General features: G+C 62.9%; 13 protein-coding genes. 7 read left to right on the plus strand and 6 right to left on the minus strand.

Features of this window, described 5'->3' with window-relative positions; genetic code table 11:
• The first annotated feature begins 107 nt into the window (after nucleotides 1–107).
• From H7993_RS18730 to H7993_RS18760, 7 genes are all read left to right on the plus strand, one after another.
• Nucleotides 108–566 (plus strand): hypothetical protein, encoded by a 459-nt coding sequence (locus H7993_RS18730; protein WP_185795296.1) that lies wholly within the window; start codon nucleotides 108–110, stop codon nucleotides 564–566.
• 147 nt (nucleotides 567–713) lie between these two features.
• Complete coding sequence (locus tag H7993_RS18735; protein WP_122480341.1) at nucleotides 714–1,340, plus strand: TetR family transcriptional regulator; 627 nt, start codon at nucleotides 714–716, stop codon at nucleotides 1,338–1,340.
• A 158-nt stretch (nucleotides 1,341–1,498) separates the two neighbouring features.
• On the plus strand, nucleotides 1,499–1,999 hold the full coding sequence (ureE, locus tag H7993_RS18740; RefSeq protein ID WP_122480342.1) for an urease accessory protein UreE: 501 nt from the start codon (nucleotides 1,499–1,501) through the stop codon (nucleotides 1,997–1,999).
• The gene (locus tag H7993_RS18745) at nucleotides 1,996–2,670 is read left to right on the plus strand and encodes an urease accessory protein UreF (protein WP_185795297.1); all 675 of its coding nucleotides are present in this window, start codon (nucleotides 1,996–1,998) and stop codon (nucleotides 2,668–2,670) included. The genes ureE and H7993_RS18745 overlap by 4 nt, the downstream gene beginning before the upstream one ends.
• A 10-nt stretch (nucleotides 2,671–2,680) precedes the next feature.
• Nucleotides 2,681–3,295: an urease accessory protein UreG gene (gene ureG, locus H7993_RS18750; protein WP_122480344.1), complete on the plus strand. Its 615-nt coding sequence runs from the start codon at nucleotides 2,681–2,683 to the stop codon at nucleotides 3,293–3,295.
• A gap of 57 nt (nucleotides 3,296–3,352) precedes the next feature.
• Nucleotides 3,353–3,925 carry a HupE/UreJ family protein gene (locus H7993_RS18755; RefSeq protein ID WP_185795298.1) on the plus strand — a complete coding sequence of 191 codons (573 nt, stop codon included), beginning with the start codon at nucleotides 3,353–3,355 and terminating at the stop codon, nucleotides 3,923–3,925.
• A 94-nt stretch (nucleotides 3,926–4,019) separates the two neighbouring features.
• Nucleotides 4,020–5,108 (plus strand): AGE family epimerase/isomerase, encoded by a 1,089-nt coding sequence (locus tag H7993_RS18760; protein WP_185795299.1) that lies wholly within the window; start codon nucleotides 4,020–4,022, stop codon nucleotides 5,106–5,108.
• A gap of 12 nt (nucleotides 5,109–5,120) precedes the next feature.
• Here H7993_RS18760 and H7993_RS18765 read toward each other — a convergent pair whose 3' ends face one another.
• The 6 genes from H7993_RS18765 to H7993_RS18790 all read right to left on the minus strand — a co-directional run bounded on the left by H7993_RS18765 (nucleotide 5,121) and on the right by H7993_RS18790 (nucleotide 11,705).
• Nucleotides 5,121–5,888, minus strand: a complete 768-nt coding sequence (locus H7993_RS18765) for an SDR family oxidoreductase (RefSeq protein WP_122480347.1) — start codon at nucleotides 5,886–5,888, stop codon at nucleotides 5,121–5,123.
• 729 nt (nucleotides 5,889–6,617) lie between these two features.
• Complete coding sequence (locus H7993_RS18770; RefSeq protein WP_122480348.1) at nucleotides 6,618–7,334, minus strand: ABC transporter ATP-binding protein; 717 nt, start codon at nucleotides 7,332–7,334, stop codon at nucleotides 6,618–6,620.
• The gene (locus tag H7993_RS18775; RefSeq protein WP_185795300.1) at nucleotides 7,331–8,206 is read right to left on the minus strand and encodes an ABC transporter ATP-binding protein; all 876 of its coding nucleotides are present in this window, start codon (nucleotides 8,204–8,206) and stop codon (nucleotides 7,331–7,333) included. Before H7993_RS18775 ends, H7993_RS18770 begins: the two co-directional genes overlap by 4 nt.
• Nucleotides 8,203–9,507, minus strand: coding sequence for a high-affinity branched-chain amino acid ABC transporter permease LivM (gene livM / locus H7993_RS18780; protein ID WP_122480350.1), 1,305 nt, complete (start codon nucleotides 9,505–9,507; stop codon nucleotides 8,203–8,205). The genes H7993_RS18775 and livM overlap by 4 nt, the downstream gene beginning before the upstream one ends.
• Nucleotides 9,508–9,509: 2 nt before the next feature.
• Nucleotides 9,510–10,424, minus strand: a complete 915-nt coding sequence (locus H7993_RS18785) for an ABC transporter permease subunit (RefSeq protein WP_122480658.1) — start codon at nucleotides 10,422–10,424, stop codon at nucleotides 9,510–9,512.
• Between the two features lie 144 nt (nucleotides 10,425–10,568).
• Nucleotides 10,569–11,705, minus strand: a complete 1,137-nt coding sequence (locus H7993_RS18790; protein ID WP_185795301.1) for a branched-chain amino acid ABC transporter substrate-binding protein — start codon at nucleotides 11,703–11,705, stop codon at nucleotides 10,569–10,571.
• Between the last annotated feature and the right edge of the window lie 325 nt (nucleotides 11,706–12,030).

A 12,030-nucleotide genomic window follows, 5' to 3' on the forward strand; every position in this document is an offset into this window, starting at 1 on the left:
CATTTTCGTTGATTGTTACCATTGCCTTTATGAACTTTTCTATCGAATTTCAAAGAGTAGCATTGGCTCTGTACCCAATTACTGCCCTCCCAAGGAGCGCCACCATCATGAAACGCCAATTGCTGCTTTCCCTGACTCTCTCGGTCCTCGCTGCCAACGCCTTCGCCATGCCAGCCGCCGATCAAAGTGTTTCCGCCGAACTGCGTTCCAGCGCTGCCAGCTTCAGCCAGCCCTACCTGGCGGAAGACGGTTCCAACCGCACCCCACAAGGCGCTGTCGCCGAGAACGGCTCCGACCGCACGCCACAGGCTACTTTCGCTGAAGACGGTTCGGATCGCACTCCACAAGGCACCTTCGCCGAGAACGGCTCCGACCGCACGCCACAGGCCACGTTCGCTGAAGACGGTTCGGATCGCACCCCACAAGGCACCTTCGCCGAGAACGGCTCCGACCGTACGCCACAGGCCACGTTCGCCGAAGACGGTTCGGATCGCACGCCACAAGGCACCTTCGCCGAGAACGGCTCGCAGCGTCTGCTCGATCGTCAAGACCAAGCCAACGCATGAGGCAGTGGTTTGAGGTATCCGACGAAGCCCGGCCTCCCCAAGCCGGGCTTGCCGCCCCCGCGTAATCCATCGCTGCACCCGCTTGGTTCGACGCCCCGCCTGTCAATTTGCTAGAGTTCTGCGCTGTCCTTCACAGAAGCTCCGTCGATGTTGCCTCGCGCCGAACAGAAACAGCAGACCCGTCTCGCCCTCCTCGAAGCCGCACGCCAACTGATGGCGGCCGGTCGAGGCTTCGGCAGTATCAGCCTGCGCGAAGTCGCCAAGGCTGCTGGCATCGTACCCACCGGTTTCTATCGCCATTTCGACGACATGGATCAGCTCGGCCTGGCCCTGGTCAACGAAGTCGACGCCACGTTCCGCGCCACGCTGCGCCTGGTTCGTCACCATGAAATAGTGGTCGGCGGCCTCACGGCGGCTTCCGTCCGCATCTTTCTCGACGGAGTGGCTGCCAATCGCCCGCAATTCCTGTTCCTCGCCCGCGAGCAATACGGAGGGTCCCTGCCCGTGCGCCAGGCCATTGCCACTTTGCGCGCCGGCATCAGCGCCGACCTGGCCACCGATCTGGGGTCCATGCCCAAATGGCAGCACCTGAGCAGCGCGTCACTGCAGGTGATGGCCGACCTTGTCGTCAAGGCCGTGTTTGCCACGCTTCCCGAACTGATCGACCCACCCGCTGCCGACCTGCCAGCCCACCTGACCCCCGAGGCGAAGATCGGCCAGCAACTGCGCTTCATTTTCATCGGCGCCAAATACTGGAAAGGCCTCAACCAATAACTCGCTCGCCTCGAATTGGTGCACCTCACGCCGCTACGCACCGCACCAGTGCATTGCGCCGAGCCTCGTTCATCCTGATCCCGCAGCCCCGTTAGCTCACTACCGGTTGGCAAGACACTTGCTCTGCATTGGCCACTGCCCTTCAATGGAAACGTCCAATGCTGGTTATCCATCGCAGAATCGCGCCCGCAAGCCAATGGGCAGCCGAACTGCACCTCAACTTCGAAGCCCGCAGCAAGAGTCGCCTGCGCTGTTTCAGTGCCGAAGGTGAAGACGTCGGCCTGTTTCTGGAACGCGGTCAACCTCCGTTGCACGACGGCGAGTGCCTGCAGGCCGAAGACGGCCGCGTGGTGCGGGTCTGCGCACGGCCCGAGGCGCTGCTTCATGTCACCTGCAGCAGCGCCTTCGAGCTGACTCGCGCCGCCTACCATCTGGGCAACCGCCACGTGGCCCTGCAGGTGGGTGACGGCTGGCTGCGCCTGCTCGACGACTACGTGCTCAAGGCCATGCTCGAACAACTCGGCGCCCAGACCCAACCCCTGCTGGCACCTTTTCATCCCGAACATGGCGCCTATGGCGGTGGCCATCACCATTCGCGCCATGGCGAGGAAGACTTCAACTACGCGCCCAAACTGCACCAGTTCGGCGTGCGCACGTGAACAACGCCTGGGCCCTGCTGCGCCTGGCCAGCCCGCAACTGCCGATCGGTGGCTACAGCTACTCGCAGGGCCTGGAGATGGCCGTGGAAAACGGCACGGTGACCGATGCGCAAAGCGCCCATCGCTGGATCGCCGACCAACTGCTGCTCAACCTGGCCCGTTTCGAGGCGCCCCTGCTGCTGGCCCACTGCGTGGCTGCCGCCGAAGAGGACTGGGGACAACTGCTGGAGCTAGGTGCCGAACATCGCTCGAGCCGCGAAACCCGCGAACTGCAACTCGAAAGCCGGCAAATGGGCTATTCGCTCAAGCAACTGCTGCTCGGCCTTGCCGAACTGGACATTACGGCCCGCCACTATCTGGCTCAGATCGAAGAGCCCCACCTGGCCCTGGGCTGGGCACTGGCCGCGCGCGCCTGGAACATCCCTGCGCAGGACGCCCTTGCGGCCTGGCTGTGGAGTTGGCTGGAAAACCAGTTGGCGGTGCTCATGAAGACCCTGCCCCTGGGCCAGCAGGCTGCTCAGCGACTTACCACACAACTGCTGCCGACGCTGCAGCAGGCCCAGTTCGCAGCCACCGAACTGGATCCCCGACACTACGGCAGCGCCGCTTTCGGCCTGTCATTGGCGAGCATGGCCCACGAGCGCCAGTACAGCCGCCTGTTCCGTTCCTAGGAGAGTCACCATGAATACCCAACCCCTGCGTGTCGGTATCGGAGGCCCGGTAGGCTCTGGCAAGACCGCGCTGACCCTGGCCTTGTGCCTGGCCCTGCGCGAGCGCTACAACCTGGCCGTGGTCACCAACGATATCTACACCCGCGAAGACGCCGACTTCCTGGTACGCAACCAGGCCCTGGCGCCCGAGCGCATCATCGGTGTGGAAACCGGTGGCTGCCCGCACACCGCCATCCGCGAAGACGCCTCCATCAATCTGGAAGCCGTGGACCAGCTCAACCGGCGCTTTCCGGGCCTGGACCTGATCCTCGTGGAATCGGGTGGGGACAACCTGTCCGCCACCTTCAGCCCCGAGCTGTCGGACCTGACCATCTACGTGATCGACGTGTCCGCCGGCGACAAGCTGCCGCGCAAGGGCGGCCCTGGCATCTGCAAGTCCGACCTGCTGGTGATCAACAAGATCGACCTGGCGCCGCTGGTAGGGGCCTCGTTGGAAATGATGGACAGCGACACCCGACGCATGCGCGGCGATAAGCCGTTCGTCTTCAGCAACCAGAAGACCGGTCAGGGCCTGGAACAGATCATTGCCTTCATCGAACGCCAAGGCCTGCTCGACGCCGCCTGAACCCAGCGCACCCTTGCTCGCAACTACCGTGAACACGACGATAAGGAACAGACCCGCATGACCTTCAAGACGCTTCTCACCTGCGCAGCCCTGCTGCTGACACCGGCGGTGGCCTTCGCTCATCCGGGACACGGCGACAATGGCCTGCTGGCCGGCATCGGTCACCCCCTGGGTGGCCTCGACCACCTGCTGGCCATGCTCGCCGTCGGCCTGTGGGCGGCGCAGCAGCAAGGCGCGGCACGCTGGGCCCTGCCCTGCACCTTCGTCGGCACCATGCTGATCGGTGGCCTGCTGGGTTTTGCCGGCCTGCAACTGCCTGCACTGGAAAGCGGCATTGCCGCCTCGGTACTGGCCCTGGGCCTGGCCGTGGCACTGGCCGTGCGGCCACCGTTAGGCTTGGCGGTGGTGGCCACTGCGCTGTTCGCATTGTTCCACGGCGTCGCTCACGGCCTGGAATTGCCGGAGATGTCCAGCCCGGCTGCCTATGCTGCCGGTTTCGTCATGGCGACCGCAGCACTGCATGCGGCGGGTTATGCCGTCGTTCGGTTCCTGCCAACGGCAGCCGCGCCACTGGTACGCGTGGCCGGTGCTCTGTCGGCGTTGACCGGTGCCTGGCTACTGGCCGGCTGATCGCGGCGCGGCCCTCTGTCCGGGGGCCTTGCTTTAGGAGCCGTGGCCGACACCTGCTACCATGTCGCGCAAAACGCCTCCGATGATCCCGCCAATGCCCGACCCAACGCTGCACGCCGCCCTGGCGGCCACCCAAGCGCACTTTCGCGAAATCGTATTGCCGTTGTGGCAAGGCGCCGGCTTCGATAGCGAACTCGGCCTGCCGTTCGAAGCGGTGAACGCTGCCGGCCAGCCGTTGCCGGTGCAGCGCTACCGCGCCATGGCCTGCGCCCGCCAACTGTATGTCTTTTCCAGCCTGATCGAGCAACCCGGTGCGCGCGAACACGCCGCCACCCTGTTCCGTTCCCTGCAACGGCATTTCCACGACGCCGAACACGGCGGCTGGTTCTACAGCATCGACGCCCAGGGCCGCCCGCTGGACCGACGCAAGGATCTCTACACCCACGCATTCATTGTCTTCGCCTGTGCGCACTACTGGGCCAAGGTGCGCGAACCGCTGGTGGAATCGGTGCTCAATGCCGCCCTCGAGGTCATCGCCACGCGCTTTTCCACAGATGATGGGCTCTACGAAGCCGTGCTCGGCGAAGGCTGGGCCAACCTGGGCTCCGGCCCACTGCAGAACCCCTTGATGCACCTGGCCGAGGGCTTCCTGGCAACCTTGGCAGTGCGTGGCGACCAGCCCACACAAACGGCGCTGCAGGCGCTATGCGAAGCGATGCAGGCGCGCTTCGTGGAACCCGAGCACGGGATCATGCTGGAGAAGCCGCGCGGAGCGGTGGATAACTGGTTCGAGCCCGGTCATCAGTTCGAATGGCTGTTCCTCGTGCAGACCTCACCGCTGTTGCAGGGCAGTGCGCTGCACCTCTCCCTGCAACGCGCCTTCACCTATGCGCAACGCACGGGCGTTCGGGACGGCGTGGTCATGAGCATGCTCACGCTCGACGGCCAGGTGCTGGACGCCACCCAGCGTATCTGGGCACAGGCCGAATACCTGCGGGCGCTGACCTTGCAGCCCGGTGCGGCGGTGGCCGCGCAGTTGCAGGTACTGCGCGAGCGCTTCCTGCACACCGGCGGCTGGCACGAATGCCGCGATGGCACCGGGGTGGTCAGCCGCACCGACATGCCATCGACCACCCCCTACCACCTGCTGACCTGCTACCAGGGCCTGCAGGCGTTCCTCTGACGCCAGGGCCGATCAAGCCTTGCCAGGACGCTCCACGGCGAAGCCGGCCCACGATTGCGTGACCGGCATCACTTCCAGACTGTTGATGTTGATGTGCGCCGGCTGGGTCAGAATCCAGTGGATGGTTTCGGCGATGTCCTGCGGCTGGATCGGATTGGCGCCGGCATAGGTGGCGTCGTAGCGTGCCTGGTCGCCGCCGAAACGCACCAGCGAGAACTCGCTTTCGCACATCCCGGGTTCCAGGTTGGTGACGCGCACGCCGGTGCCCTGCAGGTCACAGCGCAGACTCAACGAGAATTGCCCGACGAAAGCCTTGGTGGCGCCGTACACATGGCTGCCGGGATACGGGTAATTACCCGCCACCGAACCCAGGTTGACGATGGTAGCCCCCTTGCCGTGGGCAATCAGGCGCGGCAGCAACAGCCGCGTCGCGTAGATCAGGCCCTTGACGTTGGTATCGACCATGGTGTCCCAGTCGTCCAGATCGCACTTGGGTGCAGGATCGGCACCCAAGGCCAGGCCGGCGTTGTTGACCAACCCGCTGATGCTGGCGAACTCCTCGGGCAACCCGGCAATCGCTGCCTCCATGGCCTTTCTGTCGCGCACATCGAGCACCAGCGGATGCACCCGCGTCTTTGCCGACAGCTCTTCGCTCAGCGCCATCAGGCGCTCTTCGCGACGGCCGGTGAGAATCAGCGACCAGCCTGCCTCGGCGAAACGTCGCGCGCAGGCTTCGCCAAATCCGGACGTGGCGCCAGTGATGAATACCGTGGAAGTCATGCGGGTCTCCTGCGGGGATAGCCACGGAGCGTGCCCACGCAATGCGCAGGCCGTTCGAATCGTCGCCACCGTGAATGGGGTTTTGCAGAATGCCCGGCGTACGGGCCGTATGCAACTGATCAATAATCGAACAGCGCCCGCAGACCCTCGTGGTTGCGGGTCCCAGTGCGGTTACCCGCAACTTATCCACAAGCGGTTCCACAGAGATTGGGGGCAACTCCCTTCTGCACGGCAACCCCGGAGGCCAAGCTGGCCGGGAGCCATTAGAATTTTTTGGCTTGACCGGTGAGGTGTATTGCGCATGCAGGTAAGGCACTGCGTCTGCAGTGGTCATACGACCAAAGGCGCAACGCCAGTGAAACCGCCACTTTTCGAAGTATTTCCAAGGCTTGTTCACAGACTTATCCACAGCCTGTGCGGGTGCTGTCACTCTGATTGGCACGGTGGATAAAACAGTTGACAAAGCCCGTTCGCACGACTGTCCAACCTGCTGTTCGATTTTTGATCAACCGACTGCAGGCCCCGTATACCGTGGCCTGCAGAGGTATACCACCAACTTGTCCACAACCGGTTCCACAGCAATTGGGGACAAGCGTGCTTTGTGGCATTTCGGTGACCAACAGTGGTTTTATGTCGCACTTTGACACTGCAGCGAATTTGTTTTCCACAATTGGGCAGGGTGACGAAAAACGCCCCTGACGGGGCGTTCGGCAAGCCTTTCACGTCTGCTCAATGCCCGCCCAGATACGCGTTGCGCACCTCGTCGTTGCTCAACAACTCACGCCCCGTGCCGGTCAGACGGATCTCGCCGTTGACCATCACATAGGCACGGTCGGAAAGCCGCAGAGCGTGGTTGGCGTTCTGCTCGACCAGGAAGATGGTCATGCCGCCCTGGGCCAGCTCGCGCAGGGTCGAGAAGATCTGCTTGACCACGATCGGCGCCAACCCCAGCGATGGCTCGTCGAGCAGCAACAGCTTGGGCCGGCTCATCAGCGCGCGCGCGATGGCCAGCATCTGCTGCTCGCCGCCGGACATGGTCATGGCGCGCTGATTGCGCCGTTCCTTGAGCCGTGGAAACAGCTCGAACATGCGCTGCATGTCTTCGCTCGAATGCTTGTCGCCGATGGGGATGGTACCCATCATCAGGTTTTCTTCCACCGACATGTCGGGAAACACCCGGCGGCCTTCCGGCGACTGGGCAATGCCGTTGGAGGCGATGTAGTGGGACGACTTCTGGGTGATGTCGGTACCCCGGTAGATGATCTGCCCCGCACTGGCGCGCGGCTGGCCGAAAATCGACATCAACAGCGTCGACTTGCCCGCGCCATTGGAACCGATCAGGCTGACCGTCTCGCCCTCGTTGATGTGCAGCGAGACTTTCTTCAGCGCCTGGATCGGGCCGTAGTGAACGTCGATCTCCTTCATTTCGAGGATGGGCGTACTCATACCAGCTCCTCCTCTTCGGCACCCAGGTAGGCGGCGATCACCTTGGGGTCGTTGCGGATCTGCTCCGGCCCGCCCTTGGCGATCACATTGCCATGGTCCAGTACCACGATGTCGTCGGAAATGCTCATCACCATGCCCATGTCGTGTTCGATCAGCACCACCGTCATGTCGTGCTCGTCACGCAGCAGGCGGATCATGCCGCTCAGGGCCTCGGTTTCTTGCGGGTTGAGGCCCGCCGCCGGTTCGTCCAGGCAGATCACCTGGGGCCGCGTGCACATGGCCCGGGCGATCTCCAGACGCCGTTGCTGGCCGTAGGAAAGCTCACCGGCCAAGCGGTTGGCGCAGTTCATCAGGTCCACCACTTCCAGCCAGTAGAACGCGGTCTTGATAGCGTCCTCTTCGGCCTTGCGATAACCACGGGTGTTGAGGATCCCTGCCAGCATGTTGCGGTTGACCCACATGTGCTGGGCGACCAGCAGGTTTTCCAGCACCGACATTTCCTTGAACAGCCGAATGTTCTGGAAGGTCCGGGCCAGCCCGGCGCGGTTCACCAGGTGAGTCCCGCCGAACATCTTGTACCAGACACGGCTGGCGAAGCTGCGTGGCGAGACGAAATCGGTGGCCTGGAACGGCTCGCCCAGCAACTTGATGACATTGGTCTTCTGGCCGCGAGCGTTGAGTTCGATGCGTCCACCGGTGGCCTTGTAGAACCCGGTGAGACAGTTGAAGACGGTGGTCTTGCCGGCGCCGTTGGGGCCGATCAGGGCGAAGATCGAGTTGCGCCGAACCTGCAGGCTGACATCGCTCAAGGCCTTGATGCCACCGAAATGCATCATCAACTTCTCGACCGACAGAATGACTTCGTTACTCATGGCGTAGTCCCCTTGGCGTCGATCAATGCGCCCTTGACTGGCTTGATGCCGGTACGGCTGATACGGATCAGGCCACGTGGCCGCCATATCATCATCAGTACCATCAATACGCCAAACAGCAATACTCGGTACTCGGAGAAACTGCGCAGCAGCTCCGGGGCCACGGTCAGTACGAAGGCAGCAATCACCACACCCACGGTGGAGCCCATGCCGCCCAGCACGACGATGGCAAGGATCAGCGCCGACTCGAAGAAGGTGAACGAGGTCGGGTTGACGAAACCCTGGTAGCTGGCGAAGAACACCCCGGCCAGGCCTGCGGTGGAGGCACCGATGGTGAAGGCCGAAAGCTTGACCAACACGTGGTTCAGGCCCATCGAGCGGCAGGCGATCTCGTCCTCGCGCAGGGCTTCCCAGGCACGCCCTACCGGCATGCGGGTGAGTCGATGCTTGACGTAGAGAACGGCCAGTACCACCAGGAACAGCACGGCGTAGATGAACAGGAATTTCAGGTCGGGGTTGTATTCGAAGCCGAAGTACTCGTGGATCGGCACCCCGCCGTCACGGGCGCGACGACCGAACTCCAGGCCGAAGAAGGTGGGCGAAGGTACCGGCACACCATTGGGACCGCCGGTGAACGACAACCAGTTGTTGAGCACCAGGCGAATGATTTCGCCGAAGCCCAAGGTCACGATGGCCAGGTAGTCCCCGTGCATTCGCAGCACCGGGAAACCCAGTATGCACCCCGCCAGCGCCGCCGCGATCGCGGCCAGCGGCAACGCCGACCAGAAGCCCAGGCCCAGGTACTGGTAGCCCAATGCGAGGCCGTAGGCGCCGATGGCATAGAACGCCACGTAGCCCAGGTCGAGCAGGCCGGCCAGCCCGACCACGATGTTCAGGCCCAGGCCCAGCAACACATAGATCAACCCGAGAATGACCACGGTGAGGATGTATTTGTTGGCGAAGATGGGGAACACGATGGCGATCACGATCAGCGCTGGAATGATGAAGCGCAGCCGCGACTTGTAGTCCGGCGGCAGCACGTGCACGCCCGACCCCGAGCTTTCGAAGCTCTGGGAAATGCTGCGGCCACGCGGCGTCTGCAGGAACAGGCTGAGCAGGAAGCGCCCGGCCATCACCGCTGCCACCAGCCAGGCGACGCGGGCCGGTTGCAGGTTGAAGCTGTAGCCGTCGAGCACGATGCCGACGATGGGGCCGAACACGATCAGCGCCAGCAGGCCGGCAATGACCATGTCGACCAGGCTTTTCTTGATATCGATAGGTTTGGCAGTAGGTGCGGACATACTTATACCTTCGCCACGAGTGGGCGACCCAGCAGGCCTTGGGGACGGAAGATCAGAATCAGCACCAACAGGCCGAAACTGAACACATCCTTGTAGTCGGAGTTGATCAAGCCGGAGAACTGCGATTCGGCAACCCCCAGTATCAAGCCACCGAGCATGGCCCCGGGCAGTGAGCCGATGCCACCCAGTACCGCTGCGGTGAACGCCTTGATGCCGATGATGAACCCGGCGTAGAAGTCGAACGTGCCGTAGTTCATGGTGATCAACACGCCGGCCAGCGCCGCCATGGCCGCGCCGATGATGAAGACGTAGGAAATGACCCGGTCGGTGTTGATCCCCAGGATCGAGGCCATCTTGCGATCCTGCTGGGTGGCGCGGCACATGCGCCCAAGCTTGGTGAACTTGATGATGTAGGTCAGCACGCCCATGCCCACGAAGGCGGCAATGAGGATGAAGATCTTGGTGTAGGTGATCTGCACGAAACCGGTGCCCACTTCAAGGCGCCAGGCCCCTTCGAGCAGGGTCGGCACGCCTTGCTGGCGAGCGCCCTGGCTGATCTGCGCGTAGTTCTGCAGGATCAGCGATATGCCGATGGCGCTGATCAGCGGCGCCAGCCGGGTCGAGTTGCGCAGCGGCTTGTAGGCCACGCGCTCGATCACGAAGCCGTACACACCGGTCACCACGATGGTGAACACCAATGTGCCGAGGATCAGGAACGGAAAGGATTCGAGGCCGAAGAACGACAGCACGGCCAGGCCTATGGCGGCCAGGTAGGCGCTGATCATGTAAACGTCGCCGTGGGCAAAGTTGATCATGCCGATGATGCCATAGACCATGGTGTAGCCAATGGCGATCAAGCCGTACACCGACCCCAGGGTCAGGCCGTTGATCATTTGTTGCAGGAAGATACCGTCCATCATGCACTCTCACGAACGTCTGGAACCGCGCACCGCGCAAGGTGCGGACAGGCCTCGGCCCGCCCGCCACCTGTCAGGCGGTATTGAGGGAAACGTGGGCCGTCCCAAGGGCGGCCCGGACTGGCATGCGCCAGTGCAAACGTCCTACTTCTGCTGTTCCAGCTGCTTGTACTTGCCCTCGGCGTTCCACTGGTAGACCACGTAGTCGGACACTTTCAGGTCACCCTTGGTGTCCCAGGCCTTCTCGCCCATGACGGTCTTGACCGGGTTGGCCTTCAGCCATTTGGCAGCCTCTTCGCCCTTGTTCGACTTGGCGCCGTTGAAGCCTGCAGCCAGGGCCTGCAACGAAGCGTAGGCGTACAGAGTGTAGCCCTCTGGCTCGTAGCCGGACTTGCGGAACTCCTCAACCACCGCCTTGCTGTCGGGCAGCATGCGCGGATCGGCGCCGAAGGTCATGTACACGCCGTCGACGTATTGCGCACCGCCAGCGGTGGTGACCAGTTCGTCGGTGACGATGCCGTCGTCGGACATGAACTTGACGTCCTTGAGGCCCTGTTCGCGCATCTGCCGAACCAGTGGCCCGGCTTCGGGGTGCAGGCCGCCGAAATACACCACATCGGCGCCGGTGGAGCGGATCTTGGTGACCAGGGCGCTGAAGTCTTTCTCGCCGCGGGTCAGGCCTTCTTCCAGCACCGGCTTGACACCGCGCTTGGTCAGCTGTGCCGAGGTGGCGTCGGCCAGGCCCTTGCCGTAGGTGTCCTTGTCGTTGATCACTGCGACTTTCTTGCCCTTGAGCACGTCGACGATGTAGTCGCCGGCCACGATGCCCTGCTGGTCGTCGCGACCGCACATGCGGAATACCGCCGGCAGGCCACGTTCGGTCACGGTCGGGTTGGTCGAGCCGGGGGTGATCATCAGCACGCCGGCGTCTGCATACACCTCGGATGCCGGAACGGTGGACGAGGAACAGAAGTGCCCCACCACCCCTGCGACCTTGTCCTGATCAGCCAGCCGGTTGGCGACGGCCACGGCCTGCTTCGGCTCGCAGGCGTCATCACCGGCAACCAGGACGATCTTTTCCCCATTCACGCCGCCGGCCTTGTTGATGGCATCGGCTGCCGCCTGTGCACCCTTCATGTACTGCTGACCGAACGATGCGTTGGCACCGGTCATCGGCCCTGCTACGCCGATCTTGATGTCGGCTTGAACAATCGACGAAGCGCCCAGCGCAGCTGCCACTGCGAGAGCCAGAAAACCTTTCCTGTAGAACGTCTGCGACATGAGTGGTGCTCCTGAATTTTTTTGGTTGGCACTACAGCTTCAGCGCATTGCTCAGAGCAAGGGCCGTGCCAGCGCATTTGCCCAACTTGCGCAGTTTTCATTTTCAGGAGCACTTCACTGCGCCGGAACCATTTTCTACAGGTCGTGCAACCGTCTGGCACGGGAATGGTGGAACCCGCAAAGAGTGCGGGTACAACCCGTATGCGCCATCATTGCAACCCCACGCAGCGCCCGTGGGCAACCACGCTGTAACCGCCGACGTAACCGAAGTGCACACTGTCGGTGCATAACCGCTACACCGCGCACCACAGGATCCTCCTGCAGT

This window comes from Pseudomonas baltica (genome assembly GCF_014235765.1).
Classification (GTDB): Bacteria; Pseudomonadota; Gammaproteobacteria; order Pseudomonadales; family Pseudomonadaceae; genus Aquipseudomonas; species Aquipseudomonas baltica.

Coding starts and splice junctions, on each gene's coding strand:
- H7993_RS18730 (WP_185795296.1), top strand. CDS start 108: ATGAAACGCCAATTGCTGCTTTCCCTGACTCTCTCGGTCCTCGCTGCC.
- H7993_RS18735 (WP_122480341.1), top strand. CDS start 714: ATGTTGCCTCGCGCCGAACAGAAACAGCAGACCCGTCTCGCCCTCCTC.
- ureE (WP_122480342.1), top strand. CDS start 1,499: ATGCTGGTTATCCATCGCAGAATCGCGCCCGCAAGCCAATGGGCAGCC.
- ureG (WP_122480344.1), top strand. CDS start 2,681: ATGAATACCCAACCCCTGCGTGTCGGTATCGGAGGCCCGGTAGGCTCT.
- H7993_RS18755 (WP_185795298.1), top strand. CDS start 3,353: ATGACCTTCAAGACGCTTCTCACCTGCGCAGCCCTGCTGCTGACACCG.
- H7993_RS18760 (WP_185795299.1), top strand. CDS start 4,020: ATGCCCGACCCAACGCTGCACGCCGCCCTGGCGGCCACCCAAGCGCAC.
- H7993_RS18765 (WP_122480347.1), bottom strand. CDS start 5,888: ATGACTTCCACGGTATTCATCACTGGCGCCACGTCCGGATTTGGCGAA.
- H7993_RS18770 (WP_122480348.1), bottom strand. CDS start 7,334: ATGAGTACGCCCATCCTCGAAATGAAGGAGATCGACGTTCACTACGGC.
- H7993_RS18775 (WP_185795300.1), bottom strand. CDS start 8,206: ATGAGTAACGAAGTCATTCTGTCGGTCGAGAAGTTGATGATGCATTTC.
- livM (WP_122480350.1), bottom strand. CDS start 9,507: ATGTCCGCACCTACTGCCAAACCTATCGATATCAAGAAAAGCCTGGTC.
- H7993_RS18785 (WP_122480658.1), bottom strand. CDS start 10,424: ATGGACGGTATCTTCCTGCAACAAATGATCAACGGCCTGACCCTGGGG.
- H7993_RS18790 (WP_185795301.1), bottom strand. CDS start 11,705: ATGTCGCAGACGTTCTACAGGAAAGGTTTTCTGGCTCTCGCAGTGGCA.